Raw genomic sequence first — 21,125 nt, 5'->3', positions numbered from 1 at the left:
GCGTGCAATGTGACAAATCATACGGAAGGGATGTCACATTCGCGATTGCCAACGCCTTGACCTCCCCATCCGCGTTCATATGTGCGCCCTCGTCGGTGCCTGCGGAAGCGGCAAGTCGACGCTTCTGGGGGCGCTGGCCGGAGAGTTCTCCCATACGGGGAAGCTCGAGGTCAAAGGCTCCATCGGCCTCGTGTTCCAGAACCCGCGCCTGCAGTTTCTCGCCCTCACGGTATCCGAGGAGGTGCTCGTGACGTTGCACGCGGCCGAGCCCGACGCGGCGGAGGACGAGCTTTCGGCGCGCGTGCCCGGCCTTCTCGCCGAGTTTGGGCTCGACGGGCTTGCCGAGCGCTCGCCCTACGAGATCAGCCAGGGCCAGCAGCGTCGGCTCGCGATGCTCTCCATGCTCGCGGGCTCGGCCGACGTGCTCTTGCTCGACGAGCCCACCTATGCCCAGGACGAGCGCTCGACCTGCCGCATGCTCGACGTGCTCATGGAGCGCGTCGCGGCCGGGCTCACCGTGGTGGTGGCCACGCACGACCTTGCGCTTGCCCGGGCCATCGCCAACCAGGTGCTGCTTGTGGGGGATGGGCGTGTGCGGCAGCTGGCGTTCAAGGTGCCGCTCCGGGTGCGCGACATCGTCTTTGCCGTGGGGCTCAACGTGGCCATCGTGGCTGCGCTCGTGCTGGTGCGATAGGGAGCAGCGGGGCCTGCCAGCTCGGGGGTGACCGCTTTTGCACGCACGGCAAATTGAGGTGCCACCTTTCGCGGGCGGGGTGCCCCAGGGACGCAGCTCGCAGCCAGGGATGTGCCGCAGACGCGGCCAACCTGGGGCAATGCTAAGCTGGGGCACGACAAAGCTGCGGGCAAAGGGGGAAACGTGGGCAACACGACCGAGCAAGACGTTGCAACGGCGGAGGAGCTTGTCGAGTTCATACGGCAAAGCCCCAGCATGTTCCATACGGTGGCCACCGCGCGAGGCTATCTCGACGAGGCAGGCTTCACGTACCTGCCCGAGAGCGGCACGTGGCTGCTCGAGCCGGGCGGGCGCTACTACACGGTGCGCAACAACTCCAGCGTTATCGCATGGCGGGTGGGCTGCGCGCTCGACGATCCCGAGCATGGCGACTTCCACTTCCAGCTCACGGCCTCGCACGCCGACTCTCCCACCTTCAAGCTCAAGGCAAATCCTGAGCTCGAGGGCCCCGAGGGCTACCTTCGCCTCGACGTCGAGGCCTATGGCGGCATGATTGACTATACCTGGTTCGACAAGCCACTCTCGCTGGCCGGACGCGTGCTCGTTCGCAACGGCAGCCGCATCGAGAGCCGGCTCGTGTCGCTCGAGGAGGACGTGGCGCTCATCCCAAGCCTCGCCATCCACCTCGATCGCAAGACCAACGAGAGCTTCTCGCCCAACCGCGCGCGCGACCTCTGCCCCGTGGTCTCGGCGGGCGACCTTTCCGCGGGTACGGTGGACGCGCTTGTGGCCGAGGCTGCGGGCGTGGAGCCCGGGCGGGTCATGGCGCGCGACCTCTTCCTCGTGAACCGCCAGCGCGGCCGGGTCTGGGGCGCGGCCTCGGAGTTCGTGAGCACGCCCAAGCTCGACGACCTTGCCTGCGCGTTTACCTCGCTCAAGGCGTTTCTCGCGAGTGACAACGAGGGTTGCGTGAGCGTGTGGTGCTGCTTCGACAACGAGGAGGTCGGCTCGAACACCAAGCAGGGCGCGATGTCGACCTTCCTGCGCGACACGCTGGGCCGCATCGCCGAGGCGCTGGGCCGCACCAACGAGGACCTGCGTCGCGGGCTTGCCGGGTCGTTCCTCGTGAGCTGCGACAACGCCCACGCGCTGCACCCCAACCAGCCCGACCGCTACGACGCGGCCAACCATCCCGTGCTCAACGGGGGCATCGTGGTGAAGGAGGCCGCCAACCAGAAGTACTGCACGGACGCCTTCAGCCGCGCGGTCTTCGAGGGCGTGTGCGCCGACGCGGGCGTGCCCGTGCAGACCTTCGCCAACAGGAGCGACATGGTGGGCGGCTCCACCCTGGGCAACCTCTCGAACGTCCAGGTGAGCATGCACGCCGTGGACGTGGGCTTGCCGCAGCTGGCCATGCACTCCAGCTTCGAGACGGGCGGCACGCGCGATGTGGCCCTCGCGATCGCCGCGCTCACGGCGTTCTTCGATGCCAACATTCGCATCGCCGATGCGGATCTGGCGGTGCTGGGGTAGGGAAGCGGCATCCAGAGAGAAGCGGCATCCACAACGCAAGGCGCCCGGTCGGGAGTCCCGGCCGGGCGCCTTGCCCATACCTGCAGCTTGGCGATGCGACCCAACCCGGCGCCGCCATGCCGCAAGCCCTATTCGTCGCCGAAGCTGATGCCCAGCAGGCGCGCCTGGCGCACGAGCTCGCACTCGGGGTCGACGTACTTGAGCTTGTCGGCGATCTCGTCGAGTGGCACGTGCACGATCTTACCGCCATACTGGGCGATGAGGTAGCCGTACTCGCCGCGCAGGCATCCCATGGCGGCCTCGACGCCGCACTGCGTGGCGAAGATGCGGTCCTGAACCTCATAGGCCGATCGCGTGGGAGAGTGGGTCGGCTTGCCGTACACTGGCTGGAGAGTTGGCTGTGGCCAGCTGGAGGGCTGGCTGTGACCAGCTGCGGTAGGCCATGGCGGTAACGACTGCGGCCGGAGCTGTGATGGCCGGTCACGACGGAGGAGGCCACGATCGGATCGGTAGCGGCTGCGGCCGACGTGGCATATGCGGGCAACCGGGGAGGGGCGGCGATGCGTGACGTTCACGAGCGCGATCTGCGCGGTGTGGGTGCCGCGAGCGGCGCTGGCGCCCCCGTGAGCTCCGGTCTTGCGCGTGACAGCGCCCGGCGCAACGTCGATGAGCTGCGCGGCTCCCTCTCAACGTCGTCCGACGGCCTCACGGGCGAGCAGGTGCCCAAGATGCGCGAGCGCTACGGGAGAAACGAGCTCGCCGCCCGCGCCTCCGACTCGCTGGCCCGCTGCCTGTGGCGTGCGTTTGTGAATCCCTTCAGCGTCACACTGTTCGTGCTCGCCCTCGTTTCCATCGCTACCGACGTGGTCTTCGCGCCCGACGTGGCGAAGAGCGCGAGCACGGCCTTTATCATCCTGGTCATGGTCGCCACCAGCGGCGTCATCCGCCTCGTGCTCGAACTGCGCGCCAAGGGGGCGTCCGACCAGCTCGACCGCATGATTCGCGTTCGCGTGATCGTGCGCCGCGACGGCCGCGAGCGCGAGGTGAGCGTCGGCGACCTCGTGGTGGGCGACGTGGTGCTGCTCCATGCCGGCGAGCGCATCCCCGCCGACCTGCGCCTCATCCAGACTCGCGACCTGTTCGTCTCCCAGGCGGCCATTACGGGGGAGAGCGCCATCGTCGAGAAGCGCGGCGACACACTCGACGCGGCTATCGGTGGGCCCATCACGCAGCTCGACAACCTCGCCCTCATGGCTACGACCGTCATTAGTGGCAGCGGCGAGGGTATCGTCGTGGCGGTTGGACGGGACACCGTCTATGGCGGCGTCTCCGACTCGGTGTCGGGCGATGGCCCCGACGACTCGTTCAGGCGTGGCGCGAGCTCCATCGCCTGGGTAATGCTGCGCTTCATGGCCGTCCTCATTCCCGTGGTGTTCGCCATCCTCGGCCTCACGGGCGCCGACCTGCTCGACGCGTTCGCGTTCTCGCTCTCGGTGGCCGTGGGACTCATGCCCGAGATGCTGCCGATGGTGATCTCGGCCTGCCTCGCGAAGGGGTCGCTCGCGATGTTCCGCAAGCGGGCGATCGTGCGCAATATCGACGCCATGCAGGGCTTTGGCAGCATGGACACACTCTGCTTCGACAAAACGGGCACTCTCACGAGCGAGAACATCCTGCTCGAGTACTACACCGACGTGCTGGGCAACGAGAGCGCCGAGACGCTCGACCTCGCCTACCTCAACAGCTCGTACCACTCTGGTGTGCGCAATCCCATCGACAACGCCGTCCTGGCCTGCTCGACCATGCCCGGGCGCGAGGCGCACTTTGCCGCGCTGGCAAGAGACGCCCGCAAGGTCGACGAGATTCCGTTCGACTACCCGCGCACGCTCGTGAGCACGCTCGTCGACGTGCCCGGAGCGGGCCGCATGCTCATCGCCAAGGGCGACGTGCGCCAGGTGGTGGCACGCTGCACCCACGTGTCGTGGCGCGGCGAGACGTACGAGATGGGCGAGGGCGACGCTGGCGGCGCCTCCGCCATCGTCGACGAGATGCTGGCCGACGGCATGAAGGTGATTGCCGTGGCGCGCCGCCGCATGGATGGCGAGTGCATTACGCCTGATGACGAGCGGGGCCTGACGCTCGTGGGCTACCTCGCGTTCTTTGACGCCCCTAAGCCCTCGGCGGCCACTTCCATCGACAAGCTCGCGCGGCTGGGTGTCACGCCCAAGTTGCTCACGGGTGACCGCCTCGCCATCGCGCTCTCGGTGTGCCGGCGCGTGGGCATCGACGACGACGCGACGCTGTGCGGCGGCGAGATCGACGCGCTCGACGAGGTGCACCTCGCCCATGCGGTGGAGCGCACGAGCGTCTTCGCCGAGCTCACCCCCGCCCAGAAGGCCCGCATCGTCGCCCGGTTGAGGGCCAACGGCCACTCGGTGGGATTCCTCGGCGACGGCATCAACGACATCCCGGCGCTGGCCGAGGCTTCCGTGGGTATCTCGGTGGACACCGCAGTCGACGCGACGAAGGACGCCGCCGACGTGGTCTTGCTCGAGAAGGACCTCGATGTGCTCGAGCAGGGCGTGCTCGAGGGCCGCAAGACGTTTGCCAACATGCTCAAGTACATCAAGGTCACGGCGAGCTCCAACTTTGGCAACATCCTCTCCATCGTGCTCGCGGCGGCGTTCCTGCCGTTCTTGCCCATGACCAGCGTGCAGCTGCTGCTACTCAACCTGCTGTATGACGTGCTGTGCATCGTCTTGCCGTGGGACAGGGTCGACGTGGAGGAGACGCGGGCCCCGCGCGACTGGTCGGGGCGCACCCTCGGGCGCTTCATGGTCACGTTTGGCCCCGTGAGCTCGCTCTTCGACATCGTGACGTTCCTCGTGCTCTTCTTTGCCGTGTGCCCGGCCCTGTGCGGGGGCACACCCTATGCGCAGATCTCCGACCCTGCTCTGCAGACGCGTTTCGTGTCGCTGTTCCAGACCGGCTGGTTCCTCGAGTCCCTGTGGACGCAGCTGATGGTGCTGCACTGCCTGCGCACCTCAAAGCTCCCCCTCGTGCAGAGCCGCCCCTCGATGCCGGTCATGGTCGTGACGGTGACAGGCGTCGTGGCACTCACGGCGCTCACGTTCTCCGGTGCCGGCGCGGTGTTTGGGCTTACCCCGCTCTCCGTGGGCTACCTGGGATTCCTTGTGGCCGTCTGCGTGCTCTACTTCGTACTCGTCACCCTTGCCAAGGGTCTGTACCAGCGCCGCTGGCGCGAGCTTATCTGAGGGGAGGGATCTGTCGTGAGCAATAAGATTGACGTGGTTCCCATAGACCCCGCCCTCGCCACGTGGCTGCTCGAGAAGCTTGTGGCCGACCCGCCGCGCAGTGCCTGCGCTCCCGAGCTGCTCACGGGCGTGCGCAGCCTGCTGTCGGGCGAGGCGAGCTCGCTGTTGCTTGGGGGTCCCGAGACACCGGCCGCCCTCGTCGACACCGAGGCCGACGTCATCCGCGCGGGCGAGCTGGAGATCCATCCCAGGAGCCGCAAGGTGCTCGTGGGCGGGGCACCGGTGAGCCTCACGCCCAAGGAGTTCGACATCCTGTACTTCCTCGCGCGCAACCGCGGCGAGGTGTTCACCAAGGAGCAGATCTACCGCGCGGTGTGGGAGCGCGACTATCTGCTCGACGACAGCAACATCATGGCCTTCATCCGCAAGCTGCGGAAGAAGATCGAGCCGGCGCCCGACGCGCCGCGCTACATCCTCACGATCTGGGGCATCGGCTACAAGTTCACCGACGAGGACTAGCCGAACTGGGGCCCGGTGGCCCCGCTTTCCGCGGGCGGCTCTCCAGCTCGCAGACGCGCTGCCGCCCCGCTGGCCCTTTCGGATGCCACCTTGCTGTCCTCTCCCTATCCTGCCGCTGCCGCCCTATCCTCCCGCCTCGGTGTCATCTCCCACTTCTTGTCAAATCGCAAGGAAATCGCAAGGGACAGGCCCTGTGATTGCCCTCCCGTGCCCGGCATTCTAATGGTGGTCCACGAATGCGCGAGCGGGGGTGGACCAAGGTCCATGCAAAGCGAGGATAGCGCCCCAAGCCCAGATCCAGGCCCTGCGCCTGGCGGGCTTGGACCATCCGTCACGGGGGAGGTAGCGATGAAGAGCAACCGTGTAGCGGCCCGCCGCCGCGCGATCGAGCGCGAGCGCGCGCTCGTCCGCGAAGAGCAGAACCGCCGCGTCGAATATGCGGCAACCAACTCAACCAGGGAAGTACTACGTGGCCTGCAAGCCCACATGGGCGGGCTCAGTGACGAGGCCGTGCTCATCAGTCGGGACAAGTTTGGCACCAACGAGGTGCATCACGAGCGTCAGGCGCCGCTGGCGAAGCGGATCGCGGAGGCGTTCATCAACCCGTTCACGGCCATCCTCTTCTTCCTCGCCGGTGTCTCGACCGTTACCGACATCATCTTCCCGCTGTGGTCGATGTTCGGCAACACGCCGGAGGACCTCGACTGCATGACCGTCGTGATCATCCTCACGATGGTGCTCATCTCGGGCGTCCTGCGGTTCGTGCAGGAGTCGCGCAGCGGCGACGCGGCCGCGCGGCTGCTGGCCATGATCACGACCACCTGCACGGTCTTCCGCTACGTCGACGATGAGAGTGACGGTCACACCGACAAGCTCGAGATTCCCATGGACGACCTCGTGGTGGGCGACATCGTGCACCTCTCGGCGGGCGACATGATCCCGGCCGACGTGCGTATCCTCTCGGCCAAGGACCTGTTCGTGAGCCAGTCGGGCCTCACGGGCGAGAGCGAGCCGGTCGAGAAGACGGCGCTCGTATGCGCCGGCGGCCAGGCCGTGACCGAGTACACCAACATCGCGCTCATGGGCACGAACGTCATCTCGGGCAGCGCCACGGCCGTGGTCGTGTGCGTGGGCGACCATACGCTGTTTGGCTCGATGGCCACGGCGGTGGCGGGCGACGCCGCCGAGACGAGTTTCGCCAAGGGCGTGAACGCCGTCTCGTGGGTGCTCATTCGCTTCATGTGTGTCATGGTGCCGCTGGTGTTCGTCATCAATGGCGTCACGAAGGGCAACTGGCTCGAGGCGTTCCTGTTCGCGATCTCCATCGCCGTGGGCCTCACGCCCGAGATGCTGCCGATGATCGTGACGACGTGCCTGGCCAAGGGCGCCATGGCGATGAGCAAGAAGCGCACGATCGTGAAGAACCTCAACTCGATCCAGAACTTTGGCGCCATCGACGTGCTGTGCTGCGACAAGACCGGTACGCTCACCCGCGACGAGGTAGTGCTCGAGTACCATCTCAACGTGAACGGCGAGGACGACGCACGCGTGCTGCGCCACGCCTATCTCAACAGCTACTTCCAGACCGGCTACAAGAACCTCATGGACCTCGCGATCATTCGCAAGACCGAGCAGGAGGAGGCGGCCGACGCCTCGCTTACGGACCTCTCCGAGAACTACGAGAAGGTCGACGAGATCCCGTTCGACTTCACCCGTCGTCGCCTCACCACCGTGGTACGCAATCGGGCGGGGAAGACCCAGATGGTCACGAAGGGCGCCGTCGAGGAGATGCTCGCAATCTGCTCCTTCGTGGAGTGCGACGGGGGCGTGAAGCCGCTCACCGATGCGCTGCGGCAGCGCATCCTATCCACCGTGGACGGCCTCAACGAGAAGGGCTTCCGCGTGCTTGCGCTCGCCCAGAAGAGCGACCCGTCGCCGGTGGGAGCCTTTGGCGTGGCCGACGAGTGTGACATGGTGCTGATGGGCTACCTGGCCTTCCTGGACCCGCCCAAGGAGTCGACGCCCGCGGCCATCGAGGCGCTGGCTCGCCATGGGGTCACCACGAAGGTGCTCACGGGCGACAACGACAAGGTCACCAAGACCGTGTGCGCGCAGGTGGGCCTCGAGGTGCGCGACATGCTGCTGGGCAGCGACATCGAGGTCATGAGCGACGACGAGCTTGCCGACGCGGTCGAGGATGTGGACGTGTTCGCCAAGCTCACGCCCGACCAGAAGGCCCGCATCGTGAGCGTGCTGCGCGAGCGCTGCGGTCACACCGTGGGCTTCATGGGCGACGGCATCAACGACGCCGCGGCCATGAAGGCGGCCGACATCGGCATCTCGGTGGACACGGCGGTGGACGTGGCCAAGGAGTCGGCCGATATCATCTTGCTGGAAAAGGACCTCGGCGTGCTCGAGCAGGGCATCATCGAGGGGCGCAAGACCTACGCCAACATGATCAAGTACATCAAGATGACGGCGAGCTCCAACTTTGGCAACATGTTCTCGGTGCTCGCAGCCAGCTCGCTGCTGCCGTTTTTGCCCATGGAGAGCGTGCACCTGATCTTCCTGAACCTCATCTATGACCTGTCGTGCACGGCCATCCCGTGGGACAACGTTGACGAGGAGTTCATCGCCAGGCCGCGCACGTGGGACGCCTCGAGCGTGGGCAAGTTCATGCTGTGGCTGGGCCCCACGAGCTCGGTGTTCGACTTCCTGACGTACATCTTCATGTACTTCGTGTTCTGCCCGATGGTGGTCTCTGGTGGTGTCCTGTTCAACGACCTTGGTGCCCACTTCGCTGGCGGCCAGCTCGAGGCCATGCGGATGGCCTACATCGGCCTCTTCCAGGCCGGCTGGTTCATCGAGTCGATGTGGAGCCAGACGCTTGTGATCCACATGATCCGCACGCCCAAGCTGCCCTTCATCCAGAGCCATGCCTCGGCCCCGGTGACGCTGCTGACGGCGGCAGGTATCGCGGTGCTCACGATCATCCCGTTCACGCCGCTCGGTGCCGTGCTGGGGTTTGTCGCGCCGCCGCGGCTGTACTTCGCCTTCCTCATCCCGTGCATCCTAGCGTACATGGCGCTCGCGACGAGCATCAAGAAGGCCTACGTGCGCCACTACGGCGAGCTTCTGTAGGGCGTGTCATGAGGGCGGGGATTATGTCACGTCCGGTCGAACCACCCCGTCCTCCCTCAAATGCGTATGACCGACCGACTCGAGAGGAGTTGACATGGATTGGAAGAGCCTATGGCTGAGCGTGTTCGGACGCGAGGACTGGCTTGGCCTCAACATGGGATTCTGGGTGGCGCTGGTGGTTGTGGTGCTGCTCATCGTGGCGATGAACCTCGTGTGCTGGTGCCTGCCGAAGCGTAGGTAGGCCCGTGACATTCCCCTCCGAGGGGAATGCCACGCACGCAAAAGGCCGTCTGGCATTCCCGCAAGGGGGTCAGGCGGCCTTTCAATGGCTGGCCCAGGAACCTGACATTCCCCTCGGAGGGGAATGTCAGGTGGACAGACGCGGGGTAGGCGAGCGCCTACTCGTCGCCAAATGAGATGCCGAGCGCCTTGGCCTCGCGTACGAGGTCGCCCTCGGGGTCGACGTACTTGAGCTTGCCGGCGACGCTTGCGAGCGGCACGTGGCACATCTTGTCGTCAACTTTCGCGATCATGACGCCAAAGTCACCCCTGAGGCAGGCGAGGGCGGCCTCCACGCCGCACTGCGTGGCGAAGATGCGGTCCTGTGCGTCGGGGGCACCACCGCGCTGGGTGTGCCCGGGCACGGCCACACGCACCTCGCGGTCGGTGCGCCGGGCGATCTCCTCGGCGATGTCATAGGCAACGCTCGGCTGTACGCGTGCCGCGACCTTCTTCTTGTAGGCCTTCTTGGGCATCGCGGCCTCCTCCTTGGTGATGGCTCCCTCGGCCACCGCCACGATGGCGAATCGCCCGCCGTCGCGTTCGCGACGCTCGATGGCCTCCACGACGTTGTCCATGTCGTAGGGGATCTCAGGGATGAGGATGACGTCGGCACCGCCGGCGACGCCCGCGTACAGGGGAATCCAGCCCACCTTGTGGCCCATGATCTCGACCACGAAGACGCGGCCGTGGCTGCTGGCTGTGGTGTGGATGTCGTCGATGCAGCGGGTGGCCACGTCAATGGCGCTTGTGAAGCCAAAGGTGATGTCGGTGCCCCAGGTGTCGTTGTCGATGGTCTTGGGCAGCGCGATGACGTTGAGGCCCTCCTTGGAGAGGCGGTTGGCCGTCTTGGTGGAGCCGTTGCCGCCCAGCATGAACAGGCAGTCGAGCTTGAGCTTCTTGTAGTTCTTCTTCATGGCGGGTACCTTGTCCACGCCATCGGCCTCGGGCTGGTCGAGGTACTTGAACGGGGTGCGGCTCGTGCCGAGGATGGTGCCGCCCTGCGTGAGCACGCCGGAGAAGTCGCGCCACTCCATCTTGCGCCAGCGGCCGTAGATGAGGCCCTGGTAGCCGTCCTCGATGCCCCAGATCTCCACGGGCTCCTTGGCCTTGTTGAGGATGGTCTTGACGATGCCGCGCATGGTGGCGTTGAGCGCCTGGCAGTCGCCGCCGCTCGTGAGCAGTCCGATTCTGAGCATGTGCTTGCCCCTTTCGCGAGGGTCGCGCCAGGGGCGCGGCGATGAAGCGTACATGTCTACAGTCTCGCACAACTGGCGATGAACTGCCTGTTGCGTTGGGGTGGGGGGGGGGGGCGTCAGGCGTGCCTCTGGGGGCTGTCTGCTCTAAATGAGAGTGGGAAGGCCGGACTTCCGGGGACAAGTTATGGCGTCCAAAAAGAAAAGCAGGCCAGAGGACATAGCCTCTGGCCTGCGTCTTTTGTGGTGGGCGTTACAAGATTTGAACTTGTGACCTCTTCCGTGTCAGCGCCCTGCCGCTCCGTCAACAGGCGTTTTCCAGTGAATCAATCTTCACACTTCATGCATCCAGAGCGTCCGATTGGTCCGTCTATCTCGGCTTTTCTGATTCTCTATGATTCCAGACAGGCCGTCCGTTACGGTGAGTCCAAACCTATTTTGGACAGCGTTTGGACAGCAGCCATCATTCATTTGGACAGACATTCGGGAGCTGGTCTCAATGGCAACTTACTCGAAAGGAAGCCTGCGCGAGCGAAGCAAGGGACACTGGCAGGCACGCTTCTGCCGGACCGATAGAAACGGCTCGAGCATCGTAACCAGATCGTTCGAAGCGACCTCTCGCCGAGCCGCGACCCTCATCATGGAGGACATCAGAAGGGAGCTGATCGAGCAGGACGGCGACGGCGCCTCAAGTCGCGAGCTCATTGCGTACATGTTGGATTACGTTGACGAGCGCGAGCGCTCCCAGCAGATAGAGGCGAGCACCGCGACCAACTACCGCAGCTCCATCAAGCATCTCGCGCGCTATCTCGAGGGCTACTCAATCGAAGAGATAACGCCGGAGAACGTCATGGACGTGCAGGCAGCCCTGCTCGCGGACGGCCTCGTCGCCGACACCGTTGCAAAGGACCATCGCTTCTTCAAGGTACATCGCCGCCGCAGCGATGACGGAGAACAGCGAGAGGAGTGCGAGCCGCGCAAGGACGGCACGGCGAGGGGCCACGCCCGCCTGGGCGTAGAAGCGCCACGTCCCGTCGAAGTCGCGGGCGAAAGCGTAGCAATAGATGGTCCCTAGTACGATGAAGCCGAACTGCGAGAGCACCGAGTGGTAGACGAGCGCCACCGCGCCCGGCAGCGCGAGCCCGCTCTGCGTCGCGTACGGGGCGGAGAGCATCGCGCACATCGCGAGGAGGGTGCCGAGAGCGAGCGCAAGGGCGAGCGCCGTGCGGCCGCGCAACATCCTCCGCAGTTCGAACAGCAGTATCGCCCTCAAGGGCATCGTCGCCCCTCGTCTCCATCCGCTCCGTCATGAACGCGCGGAGCGCCTCCACCGTCCTCTCGCCCGGGTACTCGACGAGGGCCCTCTCCTCCGCGTCGAGGAACAGGATGCGGCCGCCGAGGGCGAGGACGTCCTCGAGGTTGTGCGAGGTCGCGAGGACGGTCGTCCCCTCGAGGGCGAGCACGGCGTCGATGCACGCCTGGCGGCTCCGGTAGTCGAGGCCGCTGAGCGCCTCGTCGAGCATGAGGACGTCCCGCCCCGTGGAGAGGCAGACGCCGATCTCGAGCAGGCGGCGCTGACCCGTGCTGAGCCTCGAGACGCGCGTCCCCGAGAGGCCCTCCACGACGTCCGCGACCATGCGCGAGCGGGAGCGGAGCCGCGCCATTCCGGTCTTGCCGACAAGGTCGACGATGTCGCCGACCAGCACCTCGCCGGGGATCTTCGAGCGGTCCGAGACGGTGCAGCAGCGCCCGGGCAGGTCGCCCGGGACCGCCCCGGAGAGGGGCGGCACCTCACCCGCGAGCGTGCGGTAAACCGTCGACTTGCCGCATCCGTTGTCCCCGACGATACTCGTGACCCGGCCCTCGTCAATGCGCAGGTCGCACTCGCGGACCAGCGGGCTTTCTGGGTCGTAGCCCACGGAGAAGTGGATGATCATCTCAGCCCTCCCTCCTCAAATCGCTGATGCCTCGCGTGTACTTAGGGTGCCGCAGGGGCCTCGGGCGCGGCGACGCCGGAGGTGTCGATGTCTCCCAGCCCGAAGATGCGGTCGAGGTTGTACATACCGATGGGACCCTCCACCTCGACCCCGCCGAGAACGATCTCCCCGCTGCGGGCGTCAAGCTGCGTCGTGAACACGGCAGGATTGCAGCCCGAGGCCACGTATCCGATGCCCGCGAGGACAAGGCCCGCGGCAACGAGTCCGCCCGCCACGGCGAGGTAGATCCTCTTCGCGCTGGCCATGACGCCCGCGACGCGCTCCGTCCTAGCCGAGGCCTCGGCGTTCTTCTCGCCCCGGCTCTTCCAGAAGGGGGAGAGCGCCTTTCTTGCCCAGAGCGCCGAAAGGCGCGCGATCTGCTTGGAGACCGCCCAAGCGCCCGCGCCCACGAGAAGCGCCGCGCCGAGAAGCGCGATGCCGCAGCCCAGCGTCGCGAGTGCGTACGGGATGAGCCCCAGCTTGAAACCCACCGTCATGAGCGCGAGGTTCGTGACCCCCACGGCCCCGAGGCAGGCGGCGATGACCCACACGCAAAGCGCCAGCACCCAAATGCACACGTAGACCGTGACGGCCACCGCCGCGAAGGCCAGCAGAAGCGGCACCCACACCGGCGATCCCACGATGGCGAGCACCCACAGCAGCGCGTTGCTGCGCCGGCGCGTCTTGGCTATGGCGCGCGGCACGGCGGGCAGGTCGTCGAGCGTGGCCTCGGCCACCTCGCCGGGCGTTCCCATGGCGGCCACGGCCTCCTCCTCGGACATCCCGTCCTCCATGCGGTCGGCGATGGCCTCCGCGTAGAACTGCTTGGTCTCCTCCACCTGGTCCTCCGACAGGCAGGCCAAGAGCTCGCCCAGCCGGCCCAGGAACTCATCGCGCGTCATGGTGCGCCTCCTCAACGTATGCGTAGATCTCCTGCACGGACGGCCACTCGGCCAGGAACCCCTCGATGCGCTCGCGGCCTTCGTCCGTGATGCGGTAGTAGCGCCGCAGCCGGCCGTTGTGCTCGGCCGAGCGCGCCGTGATGCACCCGGCCCTCTCGAGGCGCTTGAGCAGCGGGTAGAGCGTCGACTCCGTGAGCCCCATGCTCGCCGGCACGTCCCTCACGATCTGGTAGCCGTAGGACTCCTCGCCCGAGACGGCCGCGAGCACGCAGGCCTCGAGGAAGCCGCGCTTCATCTGGGCCTCCATCCGCACACCTCCCCTCGTCGTATACTGTGTGATGCAAACTATACGTCGCATGGTATATGACGTCAACTCCCATCGCGAATAATCTCCGGTCCCGCGCGCCACGAACGCGATGTCGAGGGGCGGTTGACTATATGCACGAAACGTCAACCAACGCTCCTTTGATTCCACTGTCACTCGACCCCATACTGGGGATAGCGAAAGTCGCCACGTCGAGGGGGGATCATGAACGCAACCGTCAACATAGGCCGCACCATCGCGCGGGAACGTCGCAGCAGGGGCGTTACGCAGGAGGCGCTCGCCGCCCACCTGGACGTTTCGAAGGCCGCCGTGAGCAAGTGGGAGCTCGGGCAGAGCATCCCGGACGTGAGCCTCCTGCCGCGCATCGCCGCGTACTTCTCGCTCACCCTGGACGAGCTCTTCGACTGGCGCGACGAGCTCTCTCAGGAGGAGTCCGCCGCACTCTATGCCGAGGTCTACGCGCTAGGCGAGAAGGACCTTGCATCGGCACACAAGCGGCTGCGCGCGCTTGCCACGAAGCACTACTCGGACGCGAACCTGCTGCTCATGCTGGCGTCGCTCCTCACCGTGTGGGCGGGGGGGCATGGCCACACCGTTCTCGCCAGCTGACGAGAGGGACGGCGTGACCGACGCCGACGCGCTCGCGGACGAGGCGCTCGCCCTGCTCGACCGCGCGCTCGAGGTGGCGACGGACCCGTCGATCCTCTACCTCGCGCAGCAGCAGAAGGCCACGACGCTCTTCCAGGCGAATCGTCACGAGGAGGCCGCGACGCTCCTGGAGCCGCTCGTGCGCCGGCAGGACGCGGGCGCGGCGACGATGCTGCTCGCCTCGACGTATCGCAAGCTCGCACGCGACGACGAGGCCCTCGAACTCCTGCAGACGGAGCGTCTGCGAGCCGCGAACTTCGTGCTCTCGTCGCTCGCGCAGGAGGTGGGGGCGCGGGACGACGCGGCGTTCGCACGCACCGCCGGCACGGCCGCCGAGGCGGTTTTCGACGCGCTGGACATGGGCGCGGTGAACCCGTTCTTCTCGGCCACGATGTCCTTCGAGGTGGCCGAGGCCCTGCGGCGCGCGGGCGAGAGGGATGGTGCGCTCACGTCCCTCGCACGTGCGGTGGACGCCGCGACCGGCGCCCCAACGGACTCGGACCTGACGGGCACCCCACTCTGGGACCGCGTGGCCGGCCGTCTCGACCCCGCCTGTTCCGGCGCGGCGTGGGCCGAGCACAAGGCGCGGAAGGTGGACGCGCTGCGTACGGTCCTGCGCCGGGAGGCCGCCGGGCGCGCCCTCTCCCCCGAGTGGCGCGAGCTCGCCGGCGACGACCCGCGCTACCGAGAAATCCTTGAGGCACTCGAAAGCCTACCAAGCGAAGGGACGACCAATGGAGAAGCCTGACCTCCGACCTCTGCGCCTCATAGCGCCTGCCGTCCGCTCGCGTGCCGCGTCGCTCGCCGGCGCCGTCGCCCTGCTCGTTGCCTATTCTGCCGTCGCCGTCTCTCCCGCCCTCATCACCCAGCAGCTCATCGACCGGGGCCTCGCCGCCGGCGACGTCCCCCTCGTCGCGGTGCTCGCGCTGGCGCTCATCGTTGCGGCCGCAGCGAGCTCTGCGCTCTCGATCCTCGCGGCGCGCGTCCTCGCGACCGCCGGCGAGGGCGTGGCCGCCGACCTCAGAGCGAACCTCCTGCGCCGCGTCCTCGACGCGTCAACGGATTGGATGGCCGGATGCGACGATGGCTACATAGCGGCGCGTGTGGCGGAGGCCTCAAGCGTCTCGGCACTCTTCTCCAAGACCAGCTTCACCTTCGCGAGCAGCGTGCTCCAGGCGACGGGCTCGGCCATCGCCGTTGCGGCGATGAGCCCTGCCGTGCTTGCTCTTGCGCTCCTCCCGGTTCCCGCCTACGCCTGGTGCGCCGCACGGTCGCTGAGGGCATACCGGGTCTCAGTCGCCGCCACCCTGGAGGCGAACGCCGGCCTCACGGGCAGGGTCGCCGAAGCGGTTTCCGGCCGCGCGGAGGTCGGCTCCTCACCGGATGCTGCAAGGTCGGTTGCCGCGAGGGTTGGTGACGCGAGCGAACGGGTCAGGTTGAGCTCGGTGCGCCGGAGCGTCCTCGCGGCCCTCACGGGCGAGGGGATGTCGCTCCTCTCCACAGCGAGCGCCTCGCTCGTCTACGTTGCCTGCGCCGTTCTCGCGAGGTCGCTCTCGGTCGGCCGGGTCGTCGCCGCGGTCCAGCTCGCAGCGCGCGTCTACAGCCCCTTCCTCGTGGCCGTCTCCGCCGCCATTACGGTGCAGCCGGCGCTCGCGGCCCTCGGGCGCATCGCCGAGGCGTTCCCGGAGTCGCCGCGCAGCGGCGGAGCCGAACTCACGGCCGCTCCGCACACGATCGAGCTCAGGAACCTCGCCTTCCGCTACGACGACGGTCACCCGCTCCTCGGCGGGCTCACGGCCACACTCTCGCGCCCGTCGCTCGTGGTGGTGAGGGGTCCCAACGGCTCCGGCAAGTCAACCCTACTCAGAATCCTGCTCGGCGAACTTTCCGGCTGGGAGGGCGAAGTCCTCATCGACGGCGTTTCGCTTGGGAGCATCTCGCCGGAGTCCTGGCGTTCGCACTGCGCCGTCGTACGGCAGCGGCCCTTCCTACTCAACGCGAGCCTGCGCGAGAACGTCCTGCTCGGATTCGAGGATGCCAGTGAAGGGGCATACCGCGCCGCGCTCGCCGAGTCAGGGCTCGACGAGGTGGCGGAGCGGCTCCCGGAGGGCGACGCCACGCCCGTTGGGCCCGCGGGGTCGCTCCTCTCGGGCGGGGAGCGGCAGCGGGCGGCCATCGCCCGCGCCCTGCTGTGCGGTGCCGACGTGCTGCTCCTCGACGAGCCGGCAACCGGTCTCGACCCCGCCGCCAAAGCGTCGCTGCGAGACTTGCTCACCCGCCTTGCGCGCGAGCGTCTCGTTGTTGTGGTTGATCACGAGGGGGTCTTCGACAGCGTCGCCGACCAGGTGATCGATCTATAGCTTCCCTGGTTTATGCAATCGTCATGCCACACGACGCATGTATGGGAATCCAAAAACCCGTAAGCTACGCCGGCTAGGGACCCATAGGTACGACCCAGCATCACCCGCCGGTCGTTCTTCAAGTCACCGAATGGCATCCAGCATCAATTAAGGCCTCATAAACAACTAGAGCCAGTCCCCGAGAGGACCGGCCCTTACAAAACCTCGAAGGTTTTTGCATCTGCGTACATCATGGCATCAGCCTCGTGCCGCGTCAAGAACCCTCGCAAGAAACGCAAGATGAGACACAAGAGGGTTCTGCGTCCCATAGCGCGCGATTGCGTCGTCCATCAGGGGACGGAGGCCAGCGACCGCGTCAAGCGCTGCCGGGGCGGCGTGCTCGCCCGCAAGCATGTCATGCAGTGCCACGGTGGTCACGAGCTGTTGCGTGCGACGGTTGCGCAGTCTGGCTCGACGGCCCTTGCAGTTGCGGATGCCGTGGACGTTCAGCCACTCGAGTGCGACTCCCGAGGTTGCGTGCCTCGTCTCGCGCTCGGGCACGAAGCCGTTGCACAGGCAGCCCGCATGGCTCGCGCAGTTGCGGACGGCCTTCACGTCCTTGAGAGCGTAGTGAATCTCCCGCCTCCCCGTCTCCTCCCAGCGCTCAACGCAGAAGAGGTAGAAGGCGAGCAGCGTCCCGAACGGTACCACTTCCAGCAGCACCCATACGGGCATAGCGTCCCGGTAGTGGTCGATTAGCGACCCCGCGTACTCGTCCGCCTGGGAACGCGATACGAGGTCGCGTCTCAGCCCCTCGCGGAAGCCGCGGGGCAGGGAGGACACGAAGTCGGCGACGACCCCATAGCCGCCCTCCCCGCGTCTGGCGGCCTCGGACACGAGCCATGCCCTGACCGCGCGCTCGACATCCTTCGCCATGAGGCGAAACGTCTCGCGGAGAACGTCGTCGAGAGAGCTCACGTCCAAGAGGTCCCCGAAGTCGAGGTTCACGAACTTCCCGGCGTCGGGGCCGTCCTCATGGCGCTGGAAAAGCACCCGGTAGGCGGAGAGGTGCAGGTAGGTCTCGGCACTCGAAAGAATCTCGAGCGCGCGCTCCTCCGCGCAGCGCTCAAACGTGACGCCCTTGCCCCTGAGCAACTCAATCTGCTGCTCCGGAGTCGTTATGGGCTTGAGGGATAGCGCATCATGCACGCCGTCATCCATACCCCAAGCTATGAGTTTCTTGGCATCATCCATCATGCAAGCAATTCTACCCTACGACCAGAAGCTGAAGAGTCCGGCTCCCGAATCACATGAGCCGAATAATGGTCAGATGATTATGGAATATTGGTGGCATTATATCGGCACCTCAAGGTGCCGATACTCAAGTCCATGCATAACTTGACATTCCATATCGTCCGGTGAATCCCGCCGAATTTGGACAGCTGTTTGGACACCATTTGGACAGATACGAAAACAGCTCAGAGCCGACATGCTCTGAGCTGCGAAAGTTTGGTGGGCGTTACAAGATTTGAACTTGTGACCTCTTCCGTGTCAGGGAAGCGCTCTCCCCCTGAGCTAAACGCCCGTATATTTTCAAGCGCCGTTGGTGCTTCAGCGCGAGGTCTATATTAGCAAGAGATTTCCCCGCCGCGCAAGCCCCAATTTTGACTTTTTCACTTAGACGTCGGAGCTCGGCATTTGTCCTGATTGCTGTCGGGCCCTCATATTAGTAATGGGCAGCCTCTTCCAAAAGAGAATCGGAGCCGTCGGTTCACTTGTGGCGAATAACGTCCCCTCTGAAAGACTTCAGAGGTTAGGTGTGCGAGGCATGTTCACGGCGTGTTGTAAATCTATTCCGTTATCTAGATTTATGGCGTCAGTCTCGAAGTATGGGCTCCATGCCTTTGAGCAAAGACGCAGGTAGATGATGGTACTGTCCATTCACTGAAGGAAGGCTACTTTGGAGAGGGCCCTAAAAATCTAGATAACGGAATAGTTTTCGTTAGCGGTGGGTTTTCCTTTGGGACAAGAAAGCTTTTGTTTGCGCGGAGAAGCCGGAGACGCACCTTGGCTTGGAGAGCGCGCCCGCGCATAACAGCGCCGCCCGAAAACGCGCTGCACTGCACGTCGTCGGGTGTGGCACGCATGAAAGCTAGCCGCCTGCGCACTCACGCGCATCCGTGCGCATTCGTGCGCAGTCCTGCCACGTGCCAGGCGAAAATGTGACAAATCATACGGAAGGGTGTCACGCGGCTACCGTTTGCCGACGAAATGCTACCGTTCGCTCACTTCATATCGTTCAAATGTCCATCCTTGCGCAATACCACGCACAAAAGTGCAATAGTACGCACCGGAGCGCAGCAAGCGCCAAAAACGGGAGCCCGAGCCGCACAGGGAGGTATCGCATGCTCGCGGAGGAACGTCGCCAGAAGATGGTCGAGATGGTGGGGGAGAGCGCCACCGTAACTGTATCCGACCTCGCTCAGGCCTTCGATACCTCCGAGTCCACCATCCGTCGCGACCTCGACCGCCTTGACGCGGCGGGCAAGCTCGTGAAGGTCCATGGCGGGGCCGCGAGCGTCGAGTCCGCCGTCGCCCCCGCCCAGAGCCCCCTCGTTACCAACGAGCTCGGCATGGACGAGAAGCGCAGCCTCCACACCGCCGAGAAGCGCCTCATCGCCGCCCATGCGGCAACCCTCATCGGCCCCGAGGACTTCGTCTACATCGACGCCGGCACCAGCACGCTTGCCCTCGTCGAGGCCCTCTCCGAGCCCGCCACGCAGGCGCTCTTTGCCACCAACTCCGTCTCCAACGCCCTCGCGCTCACCTCGCGCGGCTGCCGCACCATCGTCATCGGCGGCAACCTTAAGGGCCTCACCGAGGCCATCGTGGGCCCGGGTGCCCTTGACGCTCTCTCGCGCCACAACTTCACCAAGGGCTTCTGGGGCACCAACGGCGTCACGCCCGAGCGCGGCTTCACCACGCCCGACCCCAGCGAGGCCATGGTCAAGCGCATCTCGATGGAGCGCACCAACGAGCGCTTCGTCCTCGCCGACGCAAGCAAACTCGGCGTTGTCACCCCGGCCACCTTCTGCGAGTTCGCGGACGCCACGCTCATCACCACCGCGTCCGCCGACCACAGGTATGGCGCGTACGCCAACGTAGTGGAGGTACACGCATGATCTGCACCGTCACGTTCAACCCGTCCATCGACTACATCGTCCGCGTCGACGACATGCGGCTTGGCGTCATCAACCGCACCACCTACGAGCAGGTCATGCCCGGCGGCAAGGGCATCAACGTGTCCGTTGTCCTCGGCAACCTCGGCCACAAGAGCCGCGCGCTCGGCTTCCTTGCCGGCTTCACCGGCACCGAGATCGCCCGCCTCGTGCGCAAGAGCGGCGTCGACGCCGACTTCATCCACGTCGACGAGGGCATGAGCCGCATCAACGCCAAGATCAAGTCCAACGAGGAGACCGAGCTCAACGGCCAGGGCCCCAAGGTCACCGACGCCAACATCGAGGAGCTCTACGCCAAGCTCGACGGCCTCGGCGAGGGCGACACCCTCGTCATCTCGGGCTCGGTGCCCAACACCCTTCCCGGCGACATGTACGAGCGCATCATGCGGCGCCTCGACGGCCGTGGCGCGCGCATCGTGGTCGACGCCGAGCGCAAGCTCCTCACCAACGTCTTGCCGCTGCATCCCTTCCTCGTGAAGCCCAACAACTTCGAGCTCGGCGACATCTTCGGTGTCACGCTCAAGACGCGCGACGAGGTCATCCCCTACGCCAAGAAGCTGCAGGAGAAGGGCGCCAGGAACGTGCTCGTCTCCATGGCGGGCGAGGGCGGCGTCTTCGTGGGCGACGACGGTTCGGCCTTCCAGAGCCCGGCCGCCAAGGGCATCGTGGTCAACTCCGTCGGCGCCGGCGACTCCTCCGTGGCTGGCTTCCTCGCCGGCCTCATCGAGACGGGCTCCTACGAGACCGCCTTCAAGATGGCCCTCGCCGCTGGTTCCGCCAGCGCCTTCTCCGACCACCTCGCTCGCCGCGACGAAGTGGAAGCCCTCATGAACGCCTAGCAAGCAGGGGGGGGCAAGAAGCCGACATGGAGTTCGTCTTCTCGTACCTCCTCGGGCCTCATGAACGCCTTGCAAGCAGGGCGATCAAGAAGCCCAGCAGCCCATCTCGTGAGCAAGCGCCCAACCAACTGCGGGCGCGCTCGCGAAAGGCCCTCGGAAAGCCTCTTGTCCCGTAAGCCCTCAACCCCGTTAGCCCACACCCCGGCACAAGCCGAAGGGC

17 protein-coding genes, 1 tRNA gene and 1 pseudogene are annotated in these 21,125 nt (G+C 65.9%); 12 read left to right on the top strand and 7 right to left on the bottom strand.

Annotation, left to right across the window (positions count from 1 at the left end):
• Positions 1-79 precede the first annotated feature (79 nt).
• Positions 80-694, top strand: a complete 615-nt coding sequence (locus EFAMC1_RS08900; RefSeq protein ID WP_222838694.1) for an ABC transporter ATP-binding protein — start codon at positions 80-82, stop codon at positions 692-694.
• 183 nt (positions 695-877) lie between these two features.
• The gene (locus EFAMC1_RS08895) at positions 878-2,227 is read left to right on the top strand and encodes a M18 family aminopeptidase (RefSeq protein WP_154053923.1); all 1,350 of its coding nucleotides are present in this window, start codon (positions 878-880) and stop codon (positions 2,225-2,227) included.
• Positions 2,228-2,355: 128 nt separating this feature from the next.
• Here EFAMC1_RS08895 and EFAMC1_RS11300 read toward each other — a convergent pair whose 3' ends face one another.
• Complete coding sequence (locus EFAMC1_RS11300) at positions 2,356-2,610, bottom strand: hypothetical protein (RefSeq protein ID WP_154053922.1); 255 nt, start codon at positions 2,608-2,610, stop codon at positions 2,356-2,358.
• A 177-nt stretch (positions 2,611-2,787) separates the two neighbouring features.
• Here EFAMC1_RS11300 and mgtA (EFAMC1_RS08885) point away from each other — a divergent pair, with 177 nt between their 5' ends.
• The 4 genes from mgtA (EFAMC1_RS08885) to EFAMC1_RS08870 all read left to right on the top strand — a co-directional run bounded on the left by mgtA (EFAMC1_RS08885) (position 2,788) and on the right by EFAMC1_RS08870 (position 9,403).
• Positions 2,788-5,502, top strand: coding sequence for a magnesium-translocating P-type ATPase (mgtA, locus tag EFAMC1_RS08885; protein WP_154053921.1), 2,715 nt, complete (start codon positions 2,788-2,790; stop codon positions 5,500-5,502).
• Between the two features lie 15 nt (positions 5,503-5,517).
• Positions 5,518-6,021: a winged helix-turn-helix domain-containing protein gene (locus EFAMC1_RS08880; RefSeq protein WP_154053920.1), complete on the top strand. Its 504-nt coding sequence runs from the start codon at positions 5,518-5,520 to the stop codon at positions 6,019-6,021.
• A gap of 348 nt (positions 6,022-6,369) precedes the next feature.
• Entirely contained in the window at positions 6,370-9,162 is a 2,793-nt protein-coding gene (mgtA, locus tag EFAMC1_RS08875) for a magnesium-translocating P-type ATPase (protein WP_222838693.1), read from the top strand.
• Between the two features lie 94 nt (positions 9,163-9,256).
• Entirely contained in the window at positions 9,257-9,403 is a 147-nt protein-coding gene (locus EFAMC1_RS08870; RefSeq protein ID WP_187324634.1) for a hypothetical protein, read from the top strand.
• A 157-nt stretch (positions 9,404-9,560) separates the two neighbouring features.
• Here EFAMC1_RS08870 and EFAMC1_RS08865 read toward each other — a convergent pair whose 3' ends face one another.
• The gene (locus EFAMC1_RS08865) at positions 9,561-10,640 is read right to left on the bottom strand and encodes a 6-phosphofructokinase (protein ID WP_154053918.1); all 1,080 of its coding nucleotides are present in this window, start codon (positions 10,638-10,640) and stop codon (positions 9,561-9,563) included.
• Between the two features lie 637 nt (positions 10,641-11,277).
• On the opposite strand from EFAMC1_RS08865, the gene EFAMC1_RS08860 reads away from it, so the two are divergent.
• Entirely contained in the window at positions 11,278-11,712 is a 435-nt protein-coding gene (locus EFAMC1_RS08860) for a phage integrase SAM-like domain-containing protein (protein WP_261981843.1), read from the top strand.
• Positions 11,713-12,202: 490 nt separating this feature from the next.
• Here EFAMC1_RS08860 and EFAMC1_RS11520 read toward each other — a convergent pair.
• The 3 genes and pseudogenes from EFAMC1_RS11520 to EFAMC1_RS08840 form a co-directional block, all read right to left on the bottom strand.
• Positions 12,203-12,574: pseudogene (locus EFAMC1_RS11520) on the bottom strand (ATP-binding cassette domain-containing protein); the annotation flags it as partial.
• A gap of 41 nt (positions 12,575-12,615) precedes the next feature.
• Entirely contained in the window at positions 12,616-13,515 is a 900-nt protein-coding gene (locus EFAMC1_RS08845; RefSeq protein ID WP_261981842.1) for a DUF1700 domain-containing protein, read from the bottom strand.
• Entirely contained in the window at positions 13,502-13,822 is a 321-nt protein-coding gene (locus EFAMC1_RS08840; protein ID WP_187324632.1) for a PadR family transcriptional regulator, read from the bottom strand. The genes EFAMC1_RS08845 and EFAMC1_RS08840 overlap by 14 nt, the downstream gene beginning before the upstream one ends.
• 222 nt (positions 13,823-14,044) lie before the next feature.
• Between EFAMC1_RS08840 and EFAMC1_RS11295 the strand changes: the two genes are divergently transcribed.
• From EFAMC1_RS11295 to EFAMC1_RS08830, 3 genes are read left to right on the top strand one after another with little or no spacing between them, the layout of a single operon-like run.
• The gene (locus tag EFAMC1_RS11295) at positions 14,045-14,449 is read left to right on the top strand and encodes a helix-turn-helix domain-containing protein (protein ID WP_187324631.1); all 405 of its coding nucleotides are present in this window, start codon (positions 14,045-14,047) and stop codon (positions 14,447-14,449) included.
• Positions 14,424-15,236, top strand: a complete 813-nt coding sequence (locus EFAMC1_RS08835; protein WP_187324630.1) for a hypothetical protein — start codon at positions 14,424-14,426, stop codon at positions 15,234-15,236. The genes EFAMC1_RS11295 and EFAMC1_RS08835 overlap by 26 nt, the downstream gene beginning before the upstream one ends.
• Positions 15,223-16,848, top strand: a complete 1,626-nt coding sequence (locus EFAMC1_RS08830; protein ID WP_154053914.1) for an ABC transporter ATP-binding protein — start codon at positions 15,223-15,225, stop codon at positions 16,846-16,848. The genes EFAMC1_RS08835 and EFAMC1_RS08830 overlap by 14 nt, the downstream gene beginning before the upstream one ends.
• Before the next feature lie 237 nt (positions 16,849-17,085).
• Here the strand turns inward: EFAMC1_RS08830 and EFAMC1_RS08825 are convergent, their stop codons facing one another.
• Complete coding sequence (locus tag EFAMC1_RS08825; RefSeq protein ID WP_187324629.1) at positions 17,086-18,036, bottom strand: Abi family protein; 951 nt, start codon at positions 18,034-18,036, stop codon at positions 17,086-17,088.
• A 301-nt stretch (positions 18,037-18,337) separates the two neighbouring features.
• A tRNA-Val gene (locus EFAMC1_RS08820) sits at positions 18,338-18,412 on the bottom strand.
• Between the two features lie 820 nt (positions 18,413-19,232).
• Here EFAMC1_RS08820 and EFAMC1_RS08815 point away from each other — a divergent pair.
• Both EFAMC1_RS08815 and pfkB read left to right on the top strand, forming a co-directional pair.
• Positions 19,233-20,009, top strand: coding sequence for a DeoR/GlpR family DNA-binding transcription regulator (locus tag EFAMC1_RS08815; protein ID WP_154053912.1), 777 nt, complete (start codon positions 19,233-19,235; stop codon positions 20,007-20,009).
• Positions 20,006-20,905, top strand: a complete 900-nt coding sequence (pfkB, locus tag EFAMC1_RS08810; RefSeq protein WP_154053911.1) for a 1-phosphofructokinase — start codon at positions 20,006-20,008, stop codon at positions 20,903-20,905. The genes EFAMC1_RS08815 and pfkB overlap by 4 nt, the downstream gene beginning before the upstream one ends.
• Positions 20,906-21,125 lie beyond the last annotated feature (220 nt).

The organism is Olsenella uli (assembly GCF_901212675.1).
In the GTDB taxonomy this organism is placed as follows: Bacteria; Actinomycetota; Coriobacteriia; order Coriobacteriales; family Atopobiaceae; genus Parolsenella; species Parolsenella uli_B.
This window is presented reverse-complemented; position numbering and strand designations above follow the sequence as displayed.